The organism is Curtobacterium sp. MCJR17_055 (assembly GCF_003224335.1).
Lineage (GTDB): Bacteria > Actinomycetota > Actinomycetes > Actinomycetales > Microbacteriaceae > Curtobacterium.
Window position 1 is genome coordinate 1 of the sequence record NZ_QKLF01000002.1, and the last position, 25,193, is coordinate 25,193.

The following is a 25,193-nucleotide window of genomic DNA, read 5'->3' on the forward strand; positions in this document are numbered from 1 at the left end:
GGGGGGGGAGGGGAGGTAAGGGGGGGGGGGGGGGGGGGGGGGGGGGGGGGGGGGGGGGGCGGCGCCCTCCAGGCAGACGGACGGGAGGCCCGGCGCCGGTCGCGTGGACCGGCACCGGGCCTCCCGGATGTCGCTGGTGCGGCGCTACTCGGCGCGTCGGCGCCGGGCGACCTCCCACAGGGTCACGCTCGCGGCGATGCCCGCGTTGAGGGACTCGGTCGCGCTCGAGATCGGGATGGAGACGATCGCGTCGCACGTCTCGGTGACGAGGCGGGAGAGGCCTTTGCCCTCCGAGCCGACGACGATGACGATCGGCCGGTCGGCGAGTTCGAGGGCGTCCAGCTCGACGTCCCCACCACCGTCGAGGCCGAGGACGAACAGCCCCATCGACTTCAGCGACTTGAGGGTCTGCGTCAGGTTCGGCGCCATCGCGACGGGGGTCCGGGCAGCGGCACCCGCGGACGTCTTCCACGCCGACGCGGTCACGCCGACGGAGCGACGCTGCGGCACGATGACCCCGTGCCCACCGAACGCGGCCGTCGACCGGATGATCGCACCGAGGTTGCGCGGGTCGGTGATGCCGTCGAGCGCGACGATGAGCGGGACCTGGTCGCGCGAGAACGCCCGCTCGACGAGGTCCTCGGCGACCGCGTACTCGTACGCCGGCACCTTGAGCGCGACACCCTGGTGCACGCTGTCGTGCCCCGTGATGCGGTCGAGCTCCGGACGCATGATCTCCATGATCGGCACGCCGCGGTGGTTGGCGAGCGCCAGGATCTCCTTGACGCGGTCGTCGACCTCGATCCGGGCGGCGATGTAGAGCGTCGTCGACGGCGTCTTCGTCCGGAGCGCCTCGAGCACCGAGTTGCGGCCGGTCACCAGCTCGCTGTCGTCGGTCTTGCGTGCGGGCGGTCGACCACCCGAGCGGGTCTGCGGCGCCGAGGCGCTGCTGCCGCCACGACGGGCACGCGCAGCCTCGAAGCGCTCCTTGGCGGCCTTGCGCTTGCCGGCCGGGTGGTACGGGCGGTCCTCGGCCTTCGGCGTCGGCTTGCGGCCCTCGAGCGCCTGCGCGCCCTGCCCGCCGGAACCGACCTGCTTGTTGCCCTTGCGGCCGGTCCGGACGGCGCCCGGACGACCCTTCTTGCTCCCCGAGACGTTCTTCATGCAGTTCTCCTGTTCGGCACTGCCGTGTTCAGGCGATGCTCCAGCGTGTTCCGGACGGTGTGTCCTCGATCGTGATGCCCGCGCCTGCGAGGTCGTCCCGGACGCGGTCGGCCGTGGCGAAGTCCCGTGCGGCCCTGGCGTCGGCGCGTTCCTGCACGAGGCGTTCGACGAGGGCGGCGAGCGGTGCTGCGGCGGTGTCGTGCGCACCACCCGACCAGTGCGGCGCCCGCGGGTCGATGCCGAGCACCTCCACCATCGCGGCCACCTGATGGTACGCGACACCGAGCGCTTCCGCATCGTCGGCGTCGAGCGCTGCGTTCCCGGACCGGACGGTCTCGTGCAGGACGGCCAGCGCCTGGGGCACCGCGAGGTCGTCGTCCATGGCGTCGGCGAACGCCTGCGGCACCGTCGGGGCGTCGGCGAGGCGGACCCCTTCGAGTCGTGCGGCACCGCGGTCGAGGAACCCCTCGATGCGGTCGAGCGCGGCCTCGGCCTCGGCGAGGGAGCCCTCGTGGTGGTCGATCGTGGACCGGTAGTGGGCGGCGCCGAGGAAGTAGCGGACGACGACGGGGCGTGCGGCCGCCAGGAAGTCCGCGGCGAAGATCGAGTTGCCGAGGGACTTGGACATCTTCTGCCCACCGACGGTCACGAGCCCGTTGTGCAGCCAGTACGAGGCGAAGGCGTCCCCCGCCGCGGTGGACTGTGCGAGTTCGTTCTCGTGGTGCGGGAACCGCAGGTCGAGGCCGCCGCCGTGGATGTCGAACGCTGGGCCGAGGTAGCGCCGGGACATCGCCGAGCACTCGATGTGCCACCCCGGGCGGCCGGCACCCCACGGCGAGTCCCAGCTGGCGGTGGATGGCTCCCCCGCCTTGCTGCCCTTCCACAGGGCGAAGTCGCGGGCGTCCCGCTTGCCCCGGGGATCGGCGTCGGTGGCGTCGACCATGTCGTCACGTCGCTGACGGGTCAGGGCGCCGTACTCCGGCCAGCTCGCGGTGTCGAAGTACACGTCACCGCTGCCGTCCGCTGCCGGGTAGGCGTGCCCGCGCTCGATGAGGCTCGTGATGATGTCCTGCATCTGCGGGATGCTCGCCGTCGCGCGGGGCTCGTACGTCGGCGGCAGGATGCCGAGCGCGGCGTAGGCGGCGGTGAACTCGAGTTCGACGCGGTAGGCCCGGGCCCACCACGCCTCGTCGGAGCCCGCGGCGAGGTCGAGCACCTTGTCGTCGATGTCGGTGACGTTCCGCACCAGGGTGACCCGGTACCCGCGGTGACTCAACCAGCGACGCCAGATGTCGTAGACGAGCGCGGACCGGAGGTGTCCGATGTGCGGGGAGGACTGCACGGTCGGCCCACACACGTACATGCTGACCTGTCCGTCGACCAGGGGCACGAGGTCGACGACGTCGGCGGCGCGGGAGTCGTACAGGCGAACGGTCACAGGACAAGCCTAGAGGGGGACGCCCCCACCGCGACGGAACAGGGCAGGGCCTGTGGAGTGTTCAGACGGCCCGGACGACGGCCGTGGCGATCGCGGTGAGCCCCTCGCCCCGCCCGGTGAAGCCGAGCCCGTCGGTCGTCGTGCCGGAGACCGCGACGGGCGCGCCGACGACCGCGGCGAGGGCGTCCTGCATCTCCTTGCGACGAGCCCCGATGCGCGGGCGGTTCCCGACGACCTGGACCGTGACACGGACGGGGACGAGGCCCTCCGCGCGGAGCAGCTCGACGGCCCCGCGGACGAAGACGTCCCCGGTCGCTCCGGCGTACCGCGGGTCGGACGTGCCGAACCGCCCGCCGATGTCCCCGAGGCCGCCTGCGGAGAGCAGCGCGTCGCACACCGCGTGCGCGACGGCGTCCCCGTCGCTGTGTCCGGAGAGGCCCGCTTCACCCGGGAAGTCGAGCAGGCCGACGCGGCACGGGCTCGCGGCGTCGAAGGCGTGCACGTCGACACCGAGCCCGACCCTGAGGTCGAGCGACGGAGGCGTCGACGCGGCCGCCGCACGCTCGGCGACGACGGCCTCGGCACGACCGAGGTCCCACCGCGTGGTGATCTTGAACGCGTCGGCGTCACCGGGCACGGTCCGGACCGTCCCGCCGGCCGCCTGGAACACCCCGGCGTCGTCGGTCTCGGCGCGGGCGGCCCCGGCGTAGGCGCGGCGGAGGTCCGCGAGCGGGAAGCCCTGCGGCGTCTGCACCCCGACCAGCGCCGACCGGTCGACGGTCTCGACCACGGTGTCCCCGTCGACACGCTTCACGGTGTCGGTGACCGGCAGGCCCGGGACGACCCCGGCGCCCGACGCCAGCACCGCGGCGAAGACCCGCTCGAACTGGCTCGCCGGGGTGAGGCACCGCGCGGCGTCGTGCACGAGGACCGTGACGACGGAGTCCGGCAGGGCTGCCAGGCCGGCCTCGACCGACGCGTGGCGATCCGCGCCTCCCGGCACGACCGCCGTGTACGCGACCGCGCCGCCCGCGACGGAGGTGACGAGTTCCCGGCACTCGTCGAGCCGGTCCGCCGGTGCCACGACCGCGACGAACGTCGGCTCGGTCAGCGCGAGCACCGTCCGCAGTGCGCGGACGAGCATGCGTTCACCGGCGACGGGGACGAACGCCTTGGCCGTCCCGAGCCCGAGGCGGGTGCCGGAACCCGCCGCGACGACGACGACCGCCCTGCTCACCCGATCGGGGAGCAGGACGGTCGTCGTCGTGTGGTCCAGCTGCGGTTCGCCCTAGGAGGCGAGGACCTCGTCGAGGACGGTCGATGCCTTGTCCTCGTCGGTCTTCTCCGCCAGGGCCAGCTCGGAGATGAGGATCTGCCGAGCCTTGGCCAGCATCCGCTTCTCGCCCGCGGAGAGCCCGCGGTCCTGGTCGCGGCGCCAGAGGTCGCGCACGACCTCGGACACCTTGATGACGTCCCCCGAAGCGAGCTTCTCGAGGTTCGCCTTGTAGCGGCGCGACCAGTTGGTCGGCTCCTCGGTGAACGGTGCCCGCAGGACCTCGAAGACCTTGTCGAGGCCTTCCTTGCCGATCACGTCGCGGACGCCGACCAGGTCGACGTTGTCCGCCGGGACCTCGATCGTGAGGTCACCCTGCGTGACGCGCAGCTTCAGGTAGACCTTCTCCTCGCCCTTGATGACGCGAGTCTTGACTTCAGAGATGGTTGCCGCCCCGTGATGGGGGTAGACGACGGTCTCGCCGACCTCGAATTGCATGTATCAGGCTCCGTTCCCAGACCTTCAGTTTACCACAAGGCCCGTTCGGGTAATGGGCCGGGCCCGCGGCGACGGGCCGGGGCGCGCGGGGCACCGCCGACCCTGACCTCCGGCCGTCCCGGGGCCTGGGTAGGATGATCGCCAGGGCCGCACGGTCCGCCATCGTTGACTTCCGGAGGAACCTCTTGCGAGCTCGGGTACTCGTTTCCGTCGCCGTCGCCGCGTCCATCGCCCTCGGCGCCACCGGCTGCGAGTTCTTGTCGCCGGCGCGCACCAAGGAGATCCGCCAGATCACCGACGGCGTGGACGTGTCGACGGGCAGCATCGACGTGCGCAACGCCCTGCTCATCACGGACACCGGCGAGGACGCCCGCTTCGTCGGCACCCTGGTCAACACCGGGGAGCGCGACCGCACCGTCACGCTCGAGCTCGACGGCACCGACCAGACCGTCGAGGTCCCGAGCAACTCGACCGTCGTGCTCGCCGACGACGAGCAGCACGACACGGTCGACTTCGACGACGTCACCGCGGAGCCGGGCTCGCTCGTGAAGATGTACTTCTCGTACCAGGGCGCCGAGGGCGCGTCGGCCACCGTGCCGGTCCTCACGAGCGCGCAGGAGGAGTACCAGACCCTCGCGCCGTCCCCCACGCCGACGCCGACCGAGACCTCCCCCTCCGTCAGCGGCACGCAGCCGACCGGTGGCGCCGACGCCCCCGGCACGCAGGAGGGTCCGCAGACCGACTCGTCCGAGGGCGACAACGGCACGAACTGACGCAGCAGACACCCGGGAGGCCCGGGGCTGGTCCCGCAGGACCGGCTCCGGGCCTCCTGTCTGTCCGGACGCGGCTACGCCTCGATGCGGTAGCCGAGCCCGCGGACCGTCACGAGGACCTCCGGGGTGCTCGGCACGCGCTCGATCTTCGAGCGGATGCGCTTGATGTGCACGTCGAGCGTCTTCGTGTCGCCGAAGTAGTCCGACCCCCACACCCGGTCGATGAGCTGCCCGCGGGTGAGCACGCGGCCGGCGTTGCGCAGCAGCAGCTCGAGGAGCTCGAACTCCTTGAGCGGCATCGGCGTCTCCGAGCCGTCGACCGACACCGTGTGGCGCTCGACGTCCATCCGGATGCCGCCCACCTGCAGGATGCCGACGTCGCCCGGGTCGTCCTCGGTGCGACGGCGGAGGACGGCACGGAGCCGGGCCAGGAGCTCCCGCGTCGAGTACGGCTTCGTCACGTAGTCGTCCGCGCCGAGCTCCAGCCCGACGACGATGTCCACCTCGGAGTCCTTCGCGGTGAGCATGATGATGGGGACGTTCGACCGGGTGCGGATCTGCCGGCACACCTCGGTGCCGCTCAGGCCGGGGAGCATGAGGTCCAGCAGGACGAGGTCGGGGTCGTCCGTGTCGAACTTCGACAGCGCGGTGACGCCGTCGGCAGCGACGGAGGTGTCGTACCCCTCGCGCTGCAGCAGGAACTCCAGGGGTTCGCTCAGGGCCGGCTCGTCGTCGACGATGAGGATCTTGGTCACGATGGCTGCTCTTCCAGTTGCTCTTCGAGTGCTGTGGTCAGTTCGGGGTCTGCTTCGGGGAGCCGGATGGTGAACGTCGAGCCCTTGCCGGGCTGCGACCACACGCGGACGTCACCGCCGTGGTTGCTCACGATGTGCTTCACGATCGCGAGGCCGAGGCCGGTCCCGCCGGTCGCACGGGACCGTGCGGGGTCGACGCGGTAGAACCGCTCGAACACGCGGTCGAGGTCGGACTGCGGGATGCCGACGCCCTGGTCGGTGACCGCGATCTCCACGAAGCCCTTCACCCGCCGGACGCCGACGCCGACGCGGGTGTGGTCCGGGGAGTACTTGACCGCGTTCGCGATGAGGTTCGACACCGCCACCTGCAGCAGGCCGGGGTCGCCGATCACCCGCAGCTTCGACCGCTTCGCACGGACGAGCTCGATGTCGCGGGCCCGGGCGACGACCTCGTTGCCGTCGATCGCGGCCTGCACGACCGCGTCGATCGCGGTCTCCTCGCTGGCCTCGAGCGCGTCGACGGACTGCAGGCGGGACAGCTCGATGATGTCCTTGGTCAGGGCGCCGAGCCGCTCCGACTCGGAGACGAGCTGCGCGGCGAACTTCCGCACGTGCGCGGGTTCGTCGGCGGCGAGCACCAGGGTCTCGGAGAGCAGGCCGATCGCGCCGATCGGGGTCTTCAGCTCGTGCGAGATGTTGGCGAGGAAGTCCCGTCGGACCTCGTCGATCCGCCGGCTCTCGGTGAGGTCGTCGGCCGTGACGAGCACGTACCGGTTGCCGAGCTGTGCCGCGCGGAAGCTGAGGTAGCCGATGACGTCGCCCCGTCCCCCGCGCGGGAGTTCGAGGTCCTCCGACCCCATCTCCCCGCTGCGCCGCACCTGGTCCACGAGTTCGGCGAGCTCGGCGTGCACGAGCTTGCGCCGGACCACCAGTCCGACCGCGAGTGCCTGCGGGGAGGCGGCGACGACGGTGTTCGACGGGTCGACGACGACGGCGGGGTTGTGCATCGTGGCGATCACTGCGGCGACGCCGTCGGGGAGGGTCCGTTCCGCCACGTCGGCAGCCCGTGCCGTGCGCTCGGCGGTGATGATCAGCACCACGACGCCCGCTCCGAACACACCGCCGAGGAGCATCGACAGTGGCACGAGCCACGCGTTGTCCATGCCGTCAGTGTAGGAGTGGTCACACGCGGTTCGGATCCCGTTCGCCGCCCTCTCCGGGCCGGAACGCGAACCGTTCAGCCGCAGGTCACCGATCGTTCACCTGGGCTGACGACACTCGTCCGGTACGCAGAGAGAGGTTCTCCCCCATGCGCGAAGTGTTCCAGCAGGAGCTGCAGGACGTCCAAGAGCGTCTGACCGAGATCGCCGGACTCGTCGAGTCCGCGATCACCCGAGCGACCCAGGCGTTCAGCGACTCCGACGTCGCACTCGCCGAGGAGGTGATCGCCGACGACCAGAAGATCGACGAGGCCGCCTCGAACCTCGACGAGGTCGCGATCGACATCCTCGCCCGCCAGGCCCCGGTCGCGCGCGACCTCCGTGTCGTCGTGACCGCCCTCCGCGTGAGCTCCTCGCTCGAGCGCATGGGTGACATGGCCGAGCACATCGCGCAGCTCACGCGCCAGCGCTTCCCCGAGAAGGTCGTCCCGAAGGGCCTGCGCGGCACCTTCAAGCAGATGGGCGCACACGACGTCGCGATGTCGCAGAAGCTCACGCGCCTGCTCGCGACCGAGGACATCGCCCTCGCTGCCGAGATCCGCGACGAGGACGACGCCGTCGACGAGCTGCACGCGAGCGTCTTCGACTTCGTGCTCGGCGAGGCCTGGAAGGGCGGGCCGGTCGACACGGTCGACGCCACCCTGGCCTCCCGCTACCACGAGCGCTTCGCCGACCACGCGGTCTCCATCGCGAAGAAGGTCGAGTACCTGGCGACCGGCGACTGGGCCGGCGCCGCGGCGGTCACGACCTCGCCGGCCTGACGACTCCGGCTGCCGGACGACTCCGGCCGCCCGTCAGCTCCGGCTGCCCGTCAGCTCCGGCTGCCGCTCACGCCTGTCCCGGCGGTGTGCTGCGGTCGGAGACCTGGGAGGATCAGGGCATGGCCCAGGTCGCGATCATCGTCAACGGCATGCCCGGTTCCGGCAAGAGCACGGTGGGGGCAGCCCTCGCCGAGGTGCTCGGCTGCCCCTTCCTGTCGAAGGACCGGATCAAGGAGCCCCTGGCCGACATCGCCGGTCCGATGATCGCCTCGCGCACGCTCGGCGGTGTCGCCCTGGACACGATGTGGTCGATGGCCGGGGCGGTCGAGAACGGGGTCGTCCTCGACGCCGTCTGGCTGCCGTCCCGCGACCGCGCCTTCCTGGAGGCCGGGCTCACCACCGCCGGGTCGCCGCGCGCGGTCGAGGTGTGGTGCGACGTCGACCGCGCCACGGCCGAGGAGCGCCTCCGCGACCGGTACGACCCGGGCACGCTGCCGGTGCGCCACGACGTGCACGGGGACCTGGCGTCGGTGCTCGCCTTCTGGGACGAGCACGGCGACGCGGCCGGTCCGGTCGGGGTGACGCCCGTCGTCCGGGTCGACACCGCCCGTCCCTACGACGTGGGCATGCTCGTGCAGGAGATCGCCGCGCACTTCGCCTGACGGCGAGGAGGCCCGCCCCGGCCGGGGACGGGCCTCCTGTCCGGACGCGACGCACGTCGCCCCGGGTGGTCCTACTTCTTCGCGCCCTGCGCGGCGACGGCCGCGGCGCCGGCAGCGGCGGCCTCGGGGTCGAGGTACACCGCGGGCTTCGTCGGACGGTGGTCGTCGTCGAGCTCGTACACGAGCGGGATGCCCGTCGGGATGTTCAGCCCCGCGATGTCGTCGTCCGAGATGCCGTCGAGGTGCTTCACGAGCGCGCGCAGCGAGTTGCCGTGCGCGGTGACGAGGACGGTCTTCCCCGCGGCGAGGTCCTGCGTGATGTCGGACTCCCAGTACGGCAGCAGGCGCTCGATGACGAGCTTGAGCGACTCGGTGCGGGGCAGCTGGTCGCCGAGTCCGGCGTAGCGGCGGTCACCGGCCTGCGACCACTCGGCGTCGTCGGCGATGGGGGGCGGCGGCACGTCGAACGAGCGGCGCCACTCCATGAACTGCTCCTCGCCGTACTGCTCGAGGGTCTGCGCCTTGTCCTTGCCCTGCAGGTCGCCGTAGTGGCGCTCGTTGAGGCGCCAGTCGCGCTTCACCGGCAGCCAGGCGAGGTCCGCCTCGAGCAGGGCGATGTCGGCCGTCTGGATCGCACGGGTCAGGAGCGACGTGTACAGGACGTCGGGCACGATGCCCGACTCGGCGATGAGCTCGCCGGCGCGCTTCGCCTCCTTCTCGCCGAGCTCGGAGAGCCGGACGTCGACCCAACCGGTGAACAGGTTCTTCTGGTTCCAGTCACTGTTGCCGTGACGCAGCAGGACGAGCGTGGAGGTCATGCGCCGAGTCTACCGAGCGGCGCTCCACCCGTACCCTGGTCCCATGCCCGGGAACGCCTCGCCGATCGGCACCGTCACACGCGGGACGACCGGGCACAACCGCCTCCGCCGCGTCGACCGCTGGATCGCCACGCTCCCGGTGCTCCGCCGGACCGACGACCCGCTCGTCGCCGACGTCGGCTACGGCGCGAGCCCGACGACGACGCTCGAGCTCCGCGACCGGCTGGCCCGCGTCCGACCGGACGTCGAGGTCACCGGCATCGAGATCGAGCCCTCGCGCGTGGCCCTCGCGAACGCCGGCACCCGTGATGCCGTCACCTTCCGGCTCGGCGGCTTCGAGACCCCGACACCGGGCGGACGGCGGCCCGCCGTGATCCGCGCGTTCAACGTGCTGCGGCAGTACGACGAGTCGGCAGTCGTCGGCTCGTGGCGGATCATGCAGGACCGGCTCCAGCCCGGCGGCCAGCTCGTCGAGGGCACCTGCAACGAGGTCGGTCGCGTCGCCTCGTGGGTCACGCTCGACCGGGAGGCCCCGCACACCTTCACGGTCGCGCTGCGGCTGGCCGGGCTCGACGTCCCGAGCATCGTGGCCGAACGCCTGCCGAAGGCGCTCATCCACCGGAACGTCCCCGGGGAGCGCGTGCACGCGTTCCTCCGCGACCTCGACCTGGCCTGGGCGGTCGCGGCCCCGCTCGGCACGTACGGCCCGCGGCAGCGCTGGATCGCGACCGTCCGCGGGGTGCGGGACCGCGGGTGGCCGGTGCTGCACGGGGTGACGCGCTGGCGCCTCGGCGAACTCAGCGTCCCCTGGTCGGCGGTCGCTCCGGCGTGAGCGACGTCGGTGGGCGCGTCGCACCCGCCGACGGACATCGCACCCCGTCAGGACCGGGCGTGATGAGCGGGACGGGGCTCGGTGCGGGGCGCGGGCGGGGTGTCGGGCGCGGACGGGGGTGTGGGGCGCGGCCGCGCTCGGCCGGTCAGCCGCGGCGGACGGCCCCGAGCCGCGGGAGGCGCGGCACGTCGGCGGTCGCACCGGCCCCGGGAGGCACGATGACCTCCTGCGCGGCGGTCACCACGACGTCGTCGGCCGGAAGGGTCAGCACCGCCGACGGGTCCAGCGAACGCTTGACCACGGCGAGCCCCACCGGCCCGAGCTCGTGGTGCGTGGCCGAGGCGACGAGCCGCCCGACCTCGGTGCCGTCGAGCGTGACGGGGGTGCCCGGTGCGGGGACCACGCCGTCGGAGCCGTCGAGGTGCAGCATCACGAGCCGCCGCGGCGGACGCCCGAGGTTGTGCACCTTCGCGACGGTCTCCTGCCCGCGGTAGCAGCCCTTCGACAGGTGCACGGCGGAGCGGAGCCAGTCGAGCTCGTGCGGGATCGTCCGCTCGTCGACGTCGGTGAGCGCCGGGCGCCAGGCGGCGATCCGCAGGGCCTCGAGCGCGAGGAGGCCGGCGACCGGCACGTCCGAGGCCGCGACGGCAGCGGCGGTGTCGGGGGTGACCACGGCGATGCGGAGGGTCCAGTCGGAGCCGGGGTGGGCCTCCAGGTCGGCGTAGCCCCAGCCGCCCGGCGTGACGGACGACCACGGGTCGACCCAGGTCGTGAGCGGCGCGGCGCCACCGAGCGGGTCCGCACCCGCGAACCAGCCGAGCGTGACGAGGTCGGCCGAGCGGTCGGTGACCTCGACGCGGAGCATGAACCGCATCGACGACAGCCACGCGGCGAGCGGCGCGGCGTCGTCCGGCTCGGTGAGGAGCCAGGTCGTCTCGCCGTCGTCGACGACACGGGCGGCGTGTTCGACCCGACCGGACGCGTCGAGCACGAGTGTCTCGGTGCTGACGCCCGGCGCCAGGCCGAGCAGCAACTGCGACGTGATCGAGTTCAGCCAGGACAGCCGGTCCGGGCCCGACACCGTGACGACCCCGAGCCCGAGTTCCACGACCGCGCGGCCCCGGGCGAGCAGGCGCTGCTCGCCGAGCGGGTTGCCGAGGTGCGCGGCCGGACCGGCCTCGGACGCCACGAAGCCGTCGTGTCCGGCGAACGGGGACGGCATCAGTCGACCTTCGCGAGCTGCCCCGAGGCGTGCGAGGTGAGCTCACGGCCGAGCGCGGCGATGTCCCACGCCCAGAACAGCTTGCCCTCGACGAGGCCGTACATGCGCGTCGCCGCCGAGTACTCCTTGGCGTTGGCGGAGCGCATCACGGCGTCGGTGGCGAGGTCGATGCGGCCCTGCTTCACCCGGCCCACGTAGAGCTCGTTGACGCCCGTGGGGTGGATGATCGCCGCTTCGACGTCGAACCCGTCGGTCTGGTTGCGCAGCGTCTCGACGCTCTGCGTGGTCGAGAACGGCACCGGTCCGTCGCCGAGCAGCATCGCCGGACCGCGGTCACCGGGCTCGGACGGACGGTCGAGTCGCCAGTAGCCCACCTCGGCGGCGAGCGGCGTGCGGTCCTCGTCGAGCAGCCACGTCGTGGACGAGTAGTTGAGGTACGGCAGACCGTCGTGGCTGAAGCTCACGCGCTGGCCGAACTCGTACGTACGGACGGTGTCGTCCTCGCCCACGGGGTACTCGACCACCCCGGTGCCCTCCCACACGCCGACCAGCCACGACAGCGGGACGAGTTCGGCCGAGAGGCCCTCCGGCAGTTCGATCACCGCTGGCCCTTGAAGAGCTTGACGATGACCGTCACCGAGATGAACGCGATGGCGAGCGACGCCAGGCCGAGCAGGCCCACGTAGAAGAGCTCGAGCGCAAGCAGCGAATCCATGCCGCAACTCTACGCGGCCGGCACCGACAGCGCAGGACGCTCAGCGAGCCAGCAGGACGAGCGCGGTGACGAGCACGACCACGAACGACCCGGACGAGGCGATGCTGATCCGCTCGACCAGACCGTCCTTCGTCTGCGTCGCGAGCTGGAGCACGAAGCTGACGAACACCGCCGCGACGAACACGAGCAGGAGCCAGGCGAACGAGTCCTTCGCCGTCAGGGTGAGCACGAGCACCGCTCCGACCACCGCGAGCAACCAGACCGGCACGACGGACGCCAGCCGCAGTCGGCGCTGGCTCGGCCCGACGGGCGGCTCGGCCGTCGCGGGGTCGCTCGTCTCGCTCACGTCCCCATCATGACAGTCCCGCGCTGGACCGTCCGTCCGGGTGGGTTCTGCGGGCTCACTAGGATGGCGCAACGACGTCTTCTCCCTCTGGAGGTCCTGTGGCACAGCTCCTGGTACTCACCTCGGCCGCGCCCGGCGACGTCCTCCCGAGCCTCGGCCTGCTGAGCCACCGGATCCGCCACGTCCCGGCCGAGGCCGCGCAGCTGGTGAACGCGCCGCAGAGCGACCTCATGTTCGTCGACGCCCGCACCGACCTGGTCAGCGCCAAGGCCCTGTGCAAGATCCTCGCCACGAGCGGCTCGACCACCCCCGTCGTCCTCGTGGTCACCGAGGGCGGCCTCACCGCGGTGACGACCGAGTGGAACATCGACGACGTCGTGCTCGAGTCCGCCGGCCCCGCGGAGGTCGACGCCCGCATCCGCCTCAACGCCGGTCGCGCGTCGAAGAACCCGACCGGGTCGAAGATCCAGGCCTCCGGCGTCGTCATCGACGAGGCGAGCTACTCCGCCAAGGTGCGTGGCCGGCCGCTCGACCTGACGTTCAAGGAGTTCGAGCTCCTCCGGTTCTTCGCGTCGCACCCCGCCCGGGTCTTCACCCGCGAGCAGCTGCTCAGCGAGGTCTGGGGGTACGACTACTTCGGCGGCACCCGGACGGTCGACGTGCACGTCCGACGCCTGCGCGCCAAGCTCGGCGACCTCGAGTCGCTCATCGGCACCGTCCGCAACGTCGGCTACCGCTTCAACGTCCACGACGACGACGAACGGCTGCAGGGGCAGTGATGCTCGCCGTCGTCGAGCAGCTCGCCGACGCCGCGGTCGCGGACGGCGAGGCTCCCCCGTTCTCCGACCAGACGCTCGTGGACCTGCGGGCCGGTCGGGCGCGCGTGCTCGGTGACGACTCCGGCGTCGCGGTCGTCCGGGACGACGAGGTCGAGGTCGTCGTCCGCCGGGAGGCCCGGGGGCGCGGCATCGGGACCAGCCTCGTCGAGCAGGTGCTCGCCCTCGGCGACGACGCCCCGGTCCGCGCGTGGGCGCACGGCGACCACCCGGCCGCACGCGCCCTCGCGGCCCGGTACGGCTGGTCCGCGGAGCGGACGCTGCTGCAGTTGCGCGCACCGGTGCCGACCGCGGCACCGGAGACGGGCCTCCCGGACGGCTACCGACTCGACGCCTTCCGCGCGGGCTCCACGGAGGACGAGACCGACTGGCTCGCGCTCAACGCGGCCGCCTTCGCCACGCACCCGGAGCAGGGCCGGATGACGCTCGAGGACCTGCGGGCCCGCGAGTCCGACGCCTGGTTCTCCGGCGACGACCTCGTGCTGCTGCGCGACGCCGACGGCCGCCTGGCCGGCTCGTGCTGGCTCAAGGTGGAGGACGGCGTCGGCGAGTTCTACGCCGTCGCCGTCCGCCCCGACCTGCAGGGGCAGGGCCTCGGCGGCGTGCTCATGCGTGCGGGGTCCGCCCGGCTCGTCGGCCGCGGGCTCGACGCCGTCGCCCTGTACGTCGAGGGCGACAACACCCCCGCGCTGGCGCTCTACCGACGGCAGGGGTTCGTCGCCCACACGATCGACGTCCAGTACGCGGCGCCGGGGTCCGGCCGGTAACATGGGGCGGCCGGTGACGCGCCGGTGATCGTGGGTCTGGGGGATCTGTGGCGGAGGACGGACAGCACGCGCAGTACGGCCGTGGTGAGCCGCTCGGTGCGTCCTACCGCCTGGTCGAGCTGCTCGGGACCGGAGCGTCCGGCGAGGTCTGGCGGACCGAGCACACCGCGACCGGCGAGCAGTTCGCCGCGAAGCTCCTGCGCGCCGAACTCGCCGCGGAGCCCGACGTCGTCGAGCGGTTCGTCCGCGAGCGTTCGGTGCTCCTCGCCCTCCGACACCCCTCGATCGTCCGGGTCCGTGACCTCGTCGTCGAGGGTGACCGGCTCGCGATCGTCATGGACCTGGTCCGTGGGGGTTCGGCCCGGGACCTGCTGCTCGCCGTCGGCACGCTCCCGCCGGCCGACGCGCTGACGATCACCGCGGAGACACTCGACGCCCTCGCCGCCGCACACGAGCAGGACGTCAGCCACCGCGACGTCAAGCCGGACAACGTGCTCCTCGACTCCGCGTGGACCGCGGGCAGGACCGGCGACGTGCGGGTGTCGGACTTCGGCATCGCCTCGGTCGTGGCCGAACGGGACCGCAAGACGACCGGGCTCCTCGGCACGCCGCAGTACATGGCGCCGGAGTCGATCAGCCAGGGCCGGTCCGGTCCGGCTTCGGACGTGTACGGCGCCGGCGTCATGCTCTACGAACTCCTGTCCGGGCGGACACCGTTCGCCGGACCGGGCACCGACTTCGCCGTCGCCTACCGGCACGTGACCTCGACCCCGCCGCGGCTCGACGTGCCCGACGCGCTGTGGTCGACGCTCTCGTCGCTCCTGGCCAAGGACCCGGCAGCGCGACCCTCCGCGGTCGACGCCGCGGCCACCCTCCGCCGGCTGGCACGCTCGCTCCGGGACGCGCCGGCCCTGCCGCGGGCGGACGACCCGGACTCGTTCGACGAGGTCGAGCGGCCGGCGACCGTGGTGCGCGGTGGGTCCGGCGCCGCGGGTGGCGCCGGTGGTGTGGGCGCCGGCGCTCTCTCGGCGGGTGCGTCCACGGCCGGTGCGGGTGACGGGGACGCGGGCAGCGCGCTCGCAGCCGTCGACGCCGGCCCCGAACCCGAGCTCGGGCAGGCCGGTTCGCAGACCGTCATCCGACCCCTCGCCCGCCCGCCGGTCGCCGTCGCCGCCGCCGAACCCGAGCCGCCCCGACGCCGCCTCCGTCGGCCGGACTGGCTGACGAACCGGATGCTCGCCCTCGGCGTCGTCGGGGTCGTCCTCGTCGTGGTGCTCGTCGTCGCCGCCGTCGTGTGGCTGCCCGGCGCCGGCCGGAAGGGCGCCCGCACCGGCACCGGCACCGCGCAGGCAGCGAGCGCGTACCAGCAGGACCGACCGCTCCCCACGGGGCTGACGACCACGCGCAAGGCCGTCGTCGATCCCCAGGCCGGCACCGTCGAGGTCTCGATCACGTACAGCGCGCAGACCGCACCGCTCAGCGGCCCCCTGCTCGAGGTCCTCCCCGGCGCGGACGAGAACGCCGAGTGCCCGGCAGTGACGTGGAACGGCGAGGGTGTGACGGCCAAGCGGAACCAGCCGTCCCTGACCGGGGTCGACACCGCGTGCGCGTGGAGCCTGACCGGGGTCGAGATCGAGGCGGGCGGCTCCGTCACCGTGCAGGCCTCCGTGCCGCAGGACGTCGTGGCGGCCGGTGGCTCGGAGGCGGGCGTCACGGGGGCTGGCGGTTCCGGGTCTGGCGGTTCCGGGTCTGGCGGTTCCGGCCTGCAGGAGTGGCTCGACGCCGTCGGCGAGGCGACCACCGCAGCGGTGACCGACCAGGAGGTGACCGGTACCGCGTACCCGGTGCAGCGCCTCCAGGGTGTCGACGTCCGCACCCCCGACCGCACCGTCAGCCAGACCACGCTGCCCGTGACGCTCGTGCCCGTGTGGCCGAGCGGTGCGGACGAGCTGAACCCGCTGTACCGCAGCCCGAGCGCCGGGAAGCCCTCGGAGATGCTGACCGACGTCGCGGGTGGAGAGTCCGGCGTGCGGTTCGCCGACGGCTGCTCGGGGGCGCTCGCGGTGTCGTCGGACGGGCTCGTCGTGACCGCGCTGTCGGTCGCGCCGTCGTGCACGGTGCGGGCGACCGTGGGGAACTTCACGAACCTCGAGAGCCAGCCGTTCGGGATCACCACGCGCGACTGACCGGCGGGCCGCGGCGTCGGCGGGCTCGGATCGGCGGCGGCCGGCGGCCTGGGCAGTCGGCAGCCTCGGCGGTCGGGGCCTCGGCGGGAGCCGCCCGGGCGGTCGATCTGGGCGCGGAACCGACAGATCAGCCCGGGACTTCCGCGGTGATCTGTCGGTTTGATGCCTGGGTCCGGCTCTGGCCTCGGCCGCGGCCGCGCGCCGGGCCGGCCGGCCAGTCGCGCCCGGCCGCCGGGCCGTGCTGGCCCGTCCGGGCTGGGCCGGGCGGCTGTTCCGAGGTGGGCGGAGGGGATCAGCTCGCGGCGGACGCTGTCTGCACGAGCCGCACCGCGCCTCCCGAGGCCGCGTACCCGCGTCCGGTCGTCAGCGCGACCGGGGAACGTCGAGGCAGCGTGACGCCGAGGAGCTCGCCGTCGTAGTCGACGTCGGGCTGCAGGAGGACCCCGCAACGGGCCTTCCGGACCGCTCGGGTCCAGTGGCTGTACATCGAACGGAGGTCCGCCGACCGCCCGGCGGCGACCACGCAGAGCCCGGGGCGCTCGGACGTCAGGAGCGACGCGATGCTCTGGTCGCCGTCGTCGAACCGTTCGGCGTCGTCGATGAGCAGCAGCACCGGTCCACGCTCGAGCCGGAGGCCGGCGAGCAGCGCCGGGACCTCGTCGGCACCGACGGCGAGACGGTCGACCGCACCGGTGTCGAGCGCGCTCGCGAGCGGTGAGCGTCGGTCGCAGACGGCCCACACTGCGGGTCGGGTCCCCTCAGCGCTCCGTGCGGCTGCGGCCAGGGCGAGGAGCACCGAGGACTTGCCGGAGCGCGCGGGTCCGGCGACGAGGACGTGCTCGCCGTCGTACACCTCGAGCACGGCGGTGCCGAGGTCGTCCTCCGCGATGCCGACCGGGAGCTGCCACGGCTCGGTGTCGAAGCGGGCGGGGACGGCGAGGTCGGTGACCGCGACCGAGCCCGGGAGCCGACCGACCGCGCTGGCCTTCGGCGTGACGTCGCCCCACTGCTCGCGGACCGCGCGGACCGCCTCGGCGAGGGAGCCCGTCGGCGTGCCCACGTGCGACTGCAGCTTCGCCGTCGAGTCGATGAACCGGCCGGGGACGGGCGGCGGCACGTCCTTCGGTCGGACGCCGATGGTCGCGTAGTCGTACGGGTCCGCGAGGCGGAAGAGCCACTTCTGCGTCGTCACCTCGTCCATCGCCGAGGGGACGGCCTTCGCCCGGGTGGTGGACACGGCGAACGAGATGCCGAGCGCCGGCCCCTCGGCGTAGACGCGGTAGAGCGCGTCGAGCAGCTGCTGTCCCTCGAAGTCCTGGTACTCGTCGCGGAGCGCCGCCAGACCGTCGAGGAGCACGACGGCACGACGACCACCCGGCGCAGCACGGCGGCGGTCGAGCTCGGTGCGGAGGTGTCGGAGCATGCGGGTCTGCAGCTCGGCAGCACCGGCACCGGACCCGACGTAGGCGCTCGTGTGCGGGAGGTCCGCCAGGGGCGCGAGGTCGCCGGCACCCATGTCGAGGACGAGCAGGTCGAGGTCGTCGGGGCTCGTCGTGCGGGCCAGCTGCAGCGCGATCGACGCGAGGGCCGTGCTCGTCCCGCTGCCGGGGATGCCCATGAGCATGAGGTTGCCCTCGGCGAGGTCCCACCCGGTCCGGACCTGGCGCTGGTTGTCGGGGTCGTCGGCCAGGGCCACCGGGACGCGGGTCGGTGCGGACGTCTGATGTGTCGTGTCGGGTGCCGGCAGGAGCGCGTCGAGCGGGACGGACGTGCCGAGCGCTTCCGGCCAGATCGGCCGTGGCGGTGCGTAGCCGGCCTCGTCGTTGGCCGTGCGGATCGCGTCGATGAGGACGTCGAGGTCGGTGAGGTCGTTCGACGCCGGTGCGGAGAACGCCACGGGCGCGGGGACGCCGAAGACGTCGGTGGGGCGGACCGTGACGGGCTGCTCGGCGCGGGCGTCGCGGGCGCGACCGGTGACGAGCGCGGTCTGCACCGGCGTGATGTCGTCCTGGCCGAGCTTCACGTAGGCACGACCGGTCTGCTGCCGTCCGATGCCGGCGGCCGACGGCACGCCGATGACGTTCGTCGAGTCCTCACGACTCTGCACGCGCAGGGCCACGCGCATGTTCGTGTTGGCGAGGATGTCCTCGCTGACGACACCCGCCGGCCGCTGCGTGGCGAGGACCATGTGCACGCCGAGGGTACGACCCACCGCGGCGATCGCCACGAGGGACGTCAGGACGTCCGGGAAGTCCTTCGCCAGCATCGCGAACTCGTCGACCACGAAGAGCAGTCGGGGCATCGGCTCGGACGGCTTGGTCGCCAGGTAGGCGTCGAGGTTGTCGATGTCGGCACCGGCGGCGGCGAACACCCGCTGCCGTCGCCCGAGCTCGGCCTCGAGCGCCCGGATGGCGCGGTCGGCCAGCTGCTCGTCGAGGTTCGAGATCGTGCCGATCGTGTGCGGCAGACGCTCACACGCGGCGAAGGCGGCGCCGCCCTTGAAGTCCACGAGCAGGAAGTTCAGGCGCGTCGGGTCGTTGCGCGCGGCGAGCCCGGCGACGAAGGAGCGTAGGAACTCGCTCTTGCCGGAACCCGTCGTCCCACCGACCAGGCCGTGTGGGCCGTCGCGGACCAGGTCGATCTCGAGGACGCCGCTCTCCGACGACCCGATCGGCGTCGAGAAGCCGGTCCGGGCCTCCCAGGCGGCACGGATGGCCGCGGGACCGCTCGGCTCGGAAGCAGAGTCGGGGGCGGCGCTCGCGAGCAGGTCGGGCAGCCGCACGAGCGACGGCAGCGAGGCACCCGGCACCAGGAGTTCCGGGTCGTCGAAGTGCGAGACGTGCCGGGCGCACTGCTCGGCGTCCGCCGGGCTGAGACCGGCGAGCACGACGTCGTCGACGCGCGTGCGGTCCTCCGGGCGGTACACCGTCGCGGCCGCGTCGGCCCCCACCGTGATGATCGTCGTGCACGCGGCGGGGAGTTGCTGCTCGTTCGTCGCGATGACGATCCCGCTCACCCGGCGGGGCCGCTCGCCCGGACGACGCACCTGGCCGAGCGCTGCCCGACCATGGCCGAGCAGGCTCCGGGCCGGGGCGTCGCGCCCCTCGGTGAGGACCTCGGAGTCGATGAGCACGAGGAGCTCCGGGGTCGGTAGCTCGTCGATGGACTCGCGCAGGCCGCGGAGCACCGCGGCGCCCTGGTCACGCTGCGCGGACATCCACCGCTGGCCGGTGCTGCTCCCCGCGACGCGGGTGTGCGGCAGCCAGGAGGCCCAGGACCAGTCGTCCTCGCGGCCCCTGTCGCAGAACACACCGACGGTCAGGTCGGCGGGTCCGCAGTGCACCGTCGCCTGGACCAGGAGGCTCCGGGCCAGTGCGAGGGCACCCTCGCGGTCGCCGACGATGCCCACGACGCCGGCGTCGCTGAGGTCCGCGACGACCGGGGCCGCCGTCAGCTTGCTCTCCTCGATGGCGGTCTTCGCCGCCTCCTCGAGCTTCATCTGCGTCGCGCGGGAGTCGAGCTGGGGACGCCAGGGCGCGTCGCCCGTGCCGGCGTGCAGGCTGAGGAAGTCGACGTCGTCGGCCCGGCGCTGCCACAGTGTCGTCGCGGGCAACAGCGCGCGCCGGACCACGGTCGCCGGATCGGGGACCAGTTCCTGGCGACGGGCGGCCTCGATCGCGGCGGCAGCGGTGATCTCCCCGCTGAAGTCGCGGACCGCCTCCGCGAAGCGCTCGTCCTCCTCCTTCAGGTTCTTCGCGCGCCGGTGCTTCTGCTCGAACCACATGCCGATCGCCGTGACGGGGCTGAGCAGGGCGAAGAGCGCGAAGCGGGCGTCCCCGAGCAGTGCGACCATCGCACCGGCGAGGACCAGCGGTGCGGCGACCGTGATCCAGCTGAACTTCGACGCCGGCGGCACGTCCCGCTTGCTCGGCGGCGACACGGGCTCCACGTCCCGGTTGCGCCCCGGCCGCGGAGGACGGTTGAACGGCGCCGTGGCCGCGGGGGTGAGGTTCGGGAGCGAACCCGGAGCAGGAACCGGCGTCTCGTGCAGGTCCGGGCGCACGAGCAACACCGCGCCACCCACGATGACGCTCGTGCCGACCTCGACGAGGACGCCCTCCTCGTCGAGTCGCTCCCCCGCCACGACGGTGCCGTTCGTCGACCCGGAGTCCCGGATCCGGACCCCGTCGTCCTCGAGCTCGAGCGTGCAGTGCTCCCACGAGGCGCTCTCGGTGGGCAGGACCAGGTCGGCCTGCGGCGCCCGACCGACCACGAGCCTCCTGGACCGGGGGATCGGGACGACTGCCCCGGTGTCGAGACCGCCGGCCAAGGTGACGGTCCAGCCGTCGACCAGCTGGGGGCGTTCCTCGGGCGTCCGGGCGATGCGGGAGCCCTCGAGCAGGACGAGGTCGCGGATCGGGGTGTCCACGCTCGTCCGGTGTCCGTCGACCGCCAGGGTCGTGCCGGGCTCGAGGCTGATGCCCACGGCGGACTGGACGAGTTCGCCGAGACACGACGTGGCTGCCCACCCGTCGACCTCGACCGCTTCACGTCGGTCGTCGAGCTCGATCAACAGTCGCATGCTCGCTCCTCCTGGTCCGTGCGGTGGGGCGGGTACCGGCGGTCCGGTTGCCCGTCGTCTGGGGTGCCGGCGACTCGTGCGCCGGTGCGCCGGTGCGTGGTCAGCGAGCGGTGGAGTCCTGGAACCACACGAGCGACGCGGTCGGTTCCGCGGTCGCCGGTCGGAGCCCGAGGGTCTGCGACGAGGCTGCGAGGACCGTCGCATCCGTCCGGAGTGCCTGCTGCTGGCGGAAGTCGAGCGCAGGTCCTGCGATCCCGTCGCCGGCGTCCAGACGCAGAGTGGCGAGCGCGTCGGTCACATCGGACGGGTCGTCGCTGCGAGCCGAGCCGACGGCTCGCACCAAGGCCACGACCGCGTCATGGCTCCGCGAGTCAGCAGCCCAGGCCACCGCGGAGAACGGCTGGTCCGCGGTGAGGTTCTGCGCATCCGGGTCGTCAGCGAGCACCCGGACGCCGCCGAGGAACGCCGACATCGCACGGCCCTGCTCGTCGGAGGTGAGCGCACGCGCGTCGTCGGTCGCGACGCCCGCGGAGACGAACGTGCCCGACAGGCTGCCGTTCGCGTCGGCGAGCGCGGTGCCGAACGCCGGACTGGTCGCCTGCGGGGTGAGGACGACGGGCACCGTCACGTCCGCGGACTGCAGGGCGGCGACGAACGCCCCCTGTCGAGCCGCCGAGCCGCTGACGACGACCGCGTCCGAGTCCGCCGGAGCGGGGGCATCGGCCTGGTCGTCACCGGCTGCGGGCGTGGCGTCCGCCGTCACGGCACCGGTCCGCTCGGCGACGGTCGTCGCGAGCGCGGTGTCGTCGGCGGCGGCATCCGCGGTGAGCACGTGGGCGACCTCCAGCCCGGAGGGCGCACCGCCGCCGAGGTCGACCAGCAGCGGGGAGTCAGCGCCTCGGAGCGCGCGTTCCATGGCGGCGGTCGTGGAGGCCGGCGACGGCGCCGTCGACCACGAGTCGCTGCCACTGGATGCGTACGGGAGGACGACCGGCACCCCGGCGTCGGCGGCGGCCTCGAGCGCGCCGGAGACGTGCGCACCGGACGAGGCGACCACGATGCCCGAGACGCCGCTGTCGACGAGTGCCTCGACGGCACGCTCCCCACCGCCGGCGCTGCCGCCGTCGTTCCGCGTCACGAGTTCGACGTCCGTCCCGCCCAGCGTGAGACGACGTTCCGCGACGAGGGCACCTTGCGCCGCTTCGTCCCAGTCGGCCCCCTCGCCGTCGCCGAGCGTGACGACCACACCGATCTTCGTGCCCTCGGGCACATGGGCGACCCGGATCGGGACCGGCACGGTCGCCGGGACGGCCTCGGCCGCGGGCGTGTTCCGGTCGACCACGAACACCACGACCGCGAGGACCACCGCGATGACGAGCACCGCGATTGCGACGATCACGAGCGGCTGGCGCGGCCGCCGGTCGTGCTGCATGTCGTCGACGGCGTGAGTCATCGTGTGCCCCCGATGGTGAAGGTGTACAGCGTCGTCGAGGTCGCGCTCTCCGGCACGTCCATCCGGAACGCCGGCAGAGTGGTCGCCGCGTCGAGCGATGCGCGGAACTGCTCCTGCTGGAGGAGGATGCCCGCCACGTCCTCGGCGCGCACGTTGGCGTACCCAGCTGCGTTCTGCGAGGCCAGGGCGAGCTGGTAGTCGGCGGAGTCGGACTTCGCCGCGCTCGTCGCCATCGCGCCGAGGATGCCGGAGCCGTTGACCTTGCGGTCGCCCAGGTCGAGCATCACGCGGTTGAGGTCTCCGGTCAGCAGCGTGCTCGCGCCCTCGACGTCGCGGGTCGACGCCGTGGTGCTCGCGTCGATCCGCGCCAGGCTCTGCTTCGTCTGCTCGTCCACTGCGGTCGCGAGGGCCGAGTTCTCCCGCTCGAGCTTGCCGCGCTGCTCGTCGATCGTGCCCTTGGCTCCGGATGTCACCTGCTTCGACGTCGAGCGGAGGCCGGCGATCGACTGGTCGAACGCCTTCAGCACGGCGGCGTTGCTGGTTCCGGCCTGCTCCGACACTTCGCGGACCTGCTCGTCGATGAGCTCGTCGATCTTCTCCGCTGTATCGTCGTTCGCCTTGGCAAAGGCGTCCTTCACCTTCTGGCCCAGGGACTCCTGCTCGTCACGGACCGAGGTCAGTGCCGTCGCAAGCTTGTCTCCGGCTTCGTTCGCGTCGTCGACCGCGGTCTGCATCTGCTCGACCGACGACGTCACGTCGCCGCCGCTCGTGCTGATGCTGTCGTACACCGCACGACGAGCGTCTTCGATCGTGCGAAAACGATCGCGCAGCTCGCGGGTCGCGGCGCCGAGACCGGCCGTCTCGTCATCGAGGTCCGTGGCCTTGATCAACTCGTCCCAGGCGACAGACTGGTCGGCGAGACGTGCGTCCATCGGCTTGTCGAACGGGATCGCCGTGTCCAGCTTGGCACCGTCACCCTCGTCGACGCACGGTGTCGCCGTCAGGTACGAACGGAGTTCGTCGGCTTGCTGCTCGGTGAGACCTGGTCCGACCGGCAGCGATGGGACGATACCACCGTCATCGGTGGGCACGACCATCTGGCAGATCCGTTCCGCGAGCGCCGCATTCTGCGCTTGCATAGTCTTGGAAAGGCGCGGGTCGCCGATGTTCCCGATGACGCCCCGAGCGGCCTTGGCACGACCATGCACAGCGACGATCTTGTCGCTGAGGTCCTTCACACCGACGCCCGCGACCCGGACTGCCTCCTCGAGAGCGTCCAGCTGCTGTTTGACCGTTGCCGTGCCATTCCCCGAGCGCGTTGAGAGCGCGTCGAGAGCCGTCTGCACCTCGCCCAGCCCCGTGTCCACCTTCCCGTATTCATTGATGGCGGCCTCCGCCAAGTCGGGCTGCAGACCGTTTGCCAGATCGGCGCCGGTCTTCACCAGTCCGGCGAGCGCCTCCGTGATGCTGGTCGACGACGAGAACAGTGCGCACGTCAGGGAGAAGCGGGCGGTCTCGACGGCGCACTTCTCTGCCGTTGGTTCGCGGGGGCCGATCGAGGACGCGAGCTGGTCGCTGACCTGCTGCTTGCACTCCTCGCTCGCCGTCGCGTACCCCTCCAACTGCGACGACACCCGCAGGAGGTTGCCGTAGACGCTCGCGCCACCATCCGCCTGCTGCGGAGCTGCCGCGCAGCCCTCGCCGTCGATCGCCGGACGGGGAGCGGTGGCGGAGGTGTCACCGAGCAACGCGTCGAGGCTCGTGGTCGTCTCCTGCAGCTGCTGCAAGACAGTGGACTGCGTTGCACCGACCGTCGAGCCGAGGTCGGACTTCAACGAGCCGAGCTGGCCGGACAGCGATTTCATCGTGCTGGCGAGCGAGGTGCTGCTCTCCTTGAGCCGGTCAGCCGTCCGGACACCGAGTGTGGACGACGTCGTCTCGAGGTTCGACCGGACCTCGGTGATCGTGCTCCCGGCGCGCGCGAGCACCTCGTTCACCTGCGAGATGAGGTCGATCGTGCGCCGCTGCAGCGCCAGTTCGGAGTCGGTGTCGGACCCGAAGGCCGCGTTCACCACACCGGTCGAGGACAGGTCGGTCGAGATGCCCGGCTGCGCGGCCAGGTCGAAGGTGGGTGCCGCGAAATCGTCGACGTTCGCCACCAGGTGCAGGGTCGTGCTCGCTCCCGACATGGGCGGCGCGAGCAGGCGTCCCCACTGCACGACGGCATCGCCGTCACCGTTCGCGCTGACGACACCGTCGGTCGCGGTGCCGTCGTCAGCAGTCTCGGTGACGACACTGTTCGGTCGGGTACCCGGCAGCACCGTCGACGCGGCGATGCTGAAGGGAGCGCCGACGAGCGCCGGCGTCGTCCGGGAGGCCCCGGCCACGTCGTAGGTCAAGTTCCGCGATCGGACGGTCAGGTTCTCGACGGTGAGGTCGATCTCGACCCGGCCGGAGTAGCCCGCCAGGTCCGCGAGGTCGGTTCCGCTCTTCTTCGCCGTCGTGTACTGCGTGGTCACGCGCAACGGCAGGTCACCCGCGGCCTTCGCCGCCTCGTGCTCCGTGACGGAGGACGACGAGTCGTCCGCGCCGACCGAGATGGCGGTGTCGGAGATCGTGGTGATCGACCCGTCCGCAGCGAGGCGCGTGTCCACGGTCTGCAGGACGCGAGACGGGCTCTCCACCGCGCGATCCGTGGACGTGCACCCCGCCAGGACCACCGCAGCAGCGCCCGCCATCGCGACAACGGCGAGCGCACGGCCGTTCTTCGTTCGTACCCCTGGATGCAGCATGCGCAACGACATTGGCGATCGTCCCCCTCAAGAACCGACAAGCGACTCGATCCTAACGGCGCTGCATCGCCGAGGGACGACTGTCCACAGACCCACGAGT

The 25,193-nt window shown here is 72.5% G+C and carries 20 protein-coding genes; 7 read left to right on the top strand and 13 right to left on the bottom strand.

Annotated features, from left to right (window positions below):
- Window positions 1-144 precede the first annotated feature (144 nt).
- From rlmB to DEJ16_RS04085, 4 genes are all read right to left on the bottom strand, one after another.
- Complete coding sequence (gene rlmB, locus DEJ16_RS04070; protein ID WP_110824107.1) at window positions 145-1,164, bottom strand: 23S rRNA (guanosine(2251)-2'-O)-methyltransferase RlmB; 1,020 nt, start codon at window positions 1,162-1,164, stop codon at window positions 145-147.
- 28 nt (window positions 1,165-1,192) lie between these two features.
- On the bottom strand, window positions 1,193-2,602 hold the full coding sequence (gene cysS / locus DEJ16_RS04075) for a cysteine--tRNA ligase (protein WP_110824108.1): 1,410 nt from the start codon (window positions 2,600-2,602) through the stop codon (window positions 1,193-1,195).
- A 61-nt stretch (window positions 2,603-2,663) separates the two neighbouring features.
- Window positions 2,664-3,839, bottom strand: coding sequence for a 2-C-methyl-D-erythritol 4-phosphate cytidylyltransferase (gene ispD / locus DEJ16_RS04080; RefSeq protein WP_110824109.1), 1,176 nt, complete (start codon window positions 3,837-3,839; stop codon window positions 2,664-2,666).
- A 51-nt stretch (window positions 3,840-3,890) separates the two neighbouring features.
- On the bottom strand, window positions 3,891-4,373 hold the full coding sequence (locus DEJ16_RS04085; protein WP_017888066.1) for a CarD family transcriptional regulator: 483 nt from the start codon (window positions 4,371-4,373) through the stop codon (window positions 3,891-3,893).
- Between the two features lie 185 nt (window positions 4,374-4,558).
- Here DEJ16_RS04085 and DEJ16_RS04090 point away from each other — a divergent pair, with 185 nt between their 5' ends.
- Entirely contained in the window at window positions 4,559-5,146 is a 588-nt protein-coding gene (locus tag DEJ16_RS04090) for a hypothetical protein (protein ID WP_110824110.1), read from the top strand.
- Window positions 5,147-5,220: 74 nt separating this feature from the next.
- Here DEJ16_RS04090 and DEJ16_RS04095 read toward each other — a convergent pair whose 3' ends face one another.
- Window positions 5,221-5,901, bottom strand: a complete 681-nt coding sequence (locus DEJ16_RS04095) for a response regulator transcription factor (protein ID WP_110824111.1) — start codon at window positions 5,899-5,901, stop codon at window positions 5,221-5,223.
- Window positions 5,898-7,064, bottom strand: a complete 1,167-nt coding sequence (locus tag DEJ16_RS04100; protein ID WP_110824112.1) for a cell wall metabolism sensor histidine kinase WalK — start codon at window positions 7,062-7,064, stop codon at window positions 5,898-5,900. The genes DEJ16_RS04095 and DEJ16_RS04100 overlap by 4 nt, the downstream gene beginning before the upstream one ends.
- A gap of 146 nt (window positions 7,065-7,210) precedes the next feature.
- Between DEJ16_RS04100 and phoU the strand changes: the two genes are divergently transcribed.
- Both phoU and DEJ16_RS04110 read left to right on the top strand, forming a co-directional pair.
- The gene (phoU, locus tag DEJ16_RS04105; RefSeq protein ID WP_110824113.1) at window positions 7,211-7,882 is read left to right on the top strand and encodes a phosphate signaling complex protein PhoU; all 672 of its coding nucleotides are present in this window, start codon (window positions 7,211-7,213) and stop codon (window positions 7,880-7,882) included.
- A gap of 119 nt (window positions 7,883-8,001) precedes the next feature.
- Complete coding sequence (locus tag DEJ16_RS04110; protein ID WP_110824114.1) at window positions 8,002-8,544, top strand: AAA family ATPase; 543 nt, start codon at window positions 8,002-8,004, stop codon at window positions 8,542-8,544.
- A 71-nt stretch (window positions 8,545-8,615) separates the two neighbouring features.
- Here DEJ16_RS04110 and DEJ16_RS04115 read toward each other — a convergent pair whose 3' ends face one another.
- Window positions 8,616-9,362, bottom strand: a complete 747-nt coding sequence (locus DEJ16_RS04115) for a phosphoglyceromutase (protein ID WP_110824115.1) — start codon at window positions 9,360-9,362, stop codon at window positions 8,616-8,618.
- 43 nt (window positions 9,363-9,405) lie between these two features.
- On the opposite strand from DEJ16_RS04115, the gene DEJ16_RS04120 reads away from it, so the two are divergent.
- Window positions 9,406-10,194 (top strand): class I SAM-dependent methyltransferase, encoded by a 789-nt coding sequence (locus DEJ16_RS04120; protein WP_110824116.1) that lies wholly within the window; start codon window positions 9,406-9,408, stop codon window positions 10,192-10,194.
- 145 nt (window positions 10,195-10,339) lie between these two features.
- On the opposite strand, the gene DEJ16_RS04125 is transcribed toward DEJ16_RS04120, so the two are convergent.
- The 3 genes from DEJ16_RS04125 to DEJ16_RS04135 all read right to left on the bottom strand — a co-directional run bounded on the left by DEJ16_RS04125 (window position 10,340) and on the right by DEJ16_RS04135 (window position 12,477).
- Entirely contained in the window at window positions 10,340-11,416 is a 1,077-nt protein-coding gene (locus DEJ16_RS04125) for a folate-binding protein YgfZ (protein ID WP_110824117.1), read from the bottom strand.
- Window positions 11,416-12,018: an FABP family protein gene (locus DEJ16_RS04130; protein WP_110824118.1), complete on the bottom strand. Its 603-nt coding sequence runs from the start codon at window positions 12,016-12,018 to the stop codon at window positions 11,416-11,418. Before DEJ16_RS04130 ends, DEJ16_RS04125 begins: the two co-directional genes overlap by 1 nt.
- 153 nt (window positions 12,019-12,171) lie before the next feature.
- Window positions 12,172-12,477, bottom strand: a complete 306-nt coding sequence (locus DEJ16_RS04135; protein ID WP_110824119.1) for a hypothetical protein — start codon at window positions 12,475-12,477, stop codon at window positions 12,172-12,174.
- A gap of 98 nt (window positions 12,478-12,575) precedes the next feature.
- Here DEJ16_RS04135 and DEJ16_RS04140 point away from each other — a divergent pair, with 98 nt between their 5' ends.
- Genes DEJ16_RS04140 through DEJ16_RS04150 form a run of 3 tightly spaced genes read left to right on the top strand, consistent with a single transcriptional unit; the run spans window position 12,576 to window position 16,266 of the window.
- The gene (locus DEJ16_RS04140) at window positions 12,576-13,256 is read left to right on the top strand and encodes a response regulator transcription factor (RefSeq protein WP_110824120.1); all 681 of its coding nucleotides are present in this window, start codon (window positions 12,576-12,578) and stop codon (window positions 13,254-13,256) included.
- Window positions 13,256-14,080 (top strand): mycothiol synthase, encoded by an 825-nt coding sequence (gene mshD, locus DEJ16_RS04145; RefSeq protein WP_110824121.1) that lies wholly within the window; start codon window positions 13,256-13,258, stop codon window positions 14,078-14,080. The genes DEJ16_RS04140 and mshD overlap by 1 nt, the downstream gene beginning before the upstream one ends.
- A gap of 47 nt (window positions 14,081-14,127) precedes the next feature.
- On the top strand, window positions 14,128-16,266 hold the full coding sequence (locus tag DEJ16_RS04150) for a serine/threonine-protein kinase (protein WP_110824122.1): 2,139 nt from the start codon (window positions 14,128-14,130) through the stop codon (window positions 16,264-16,266).
- 292 nt (window positions 16,267-16,558) lie between these two features.
- Here DEJ16_RS04150 and DEJ16_RS04160 read toward each other — a convergent pair whose 3' ends face one another.
- From DEJ16_RS04160 to DEJ16_RS04170, 3 genes are all read right to left on the bottom strand, one after another.
- Window positions 16,559-20,848: an FtsK/SpoIIIE domain-containing protein gene (locus DEJ16_RS04160; RefSeq protein ID WP_110824123.1), complete on the bottom strand. Its 4,290-nt coding sequence runs from the start codon at window positions 20,846-20,848 to the stop codon at window positions 16,559-16,561.
- Window positions 20,849-20,948: 100 nt separating this feature from the next.
- Entirely contained in the window at window positions 20,949-22,301 is a 1,353-nt protein-coding gene (locus DEJ16_RS04165) for an amino acid ABC transporter substrate-binding protein (RefSeq protein WP_110824124.1), read from the bottom strand.
- On the bottom strand, window positions 22,298-24,985 hold the full coding sequence (locus DEJ16_RS04170) for a hypothetical protein (protein ID WP_110824125.1): 2,688 nt from the start codon (window positions 24,983-24,985) through the stop codon (window positions 22,298-22,300). The genes DEJ16_RS04165 and DEJ16_RS04170 overlap by 4 nt, the downstream gene beginning before the upstream one ends.
- Between the last annotated feature and the right edge of the window lie 208 nt (window positions 24,986-25,193).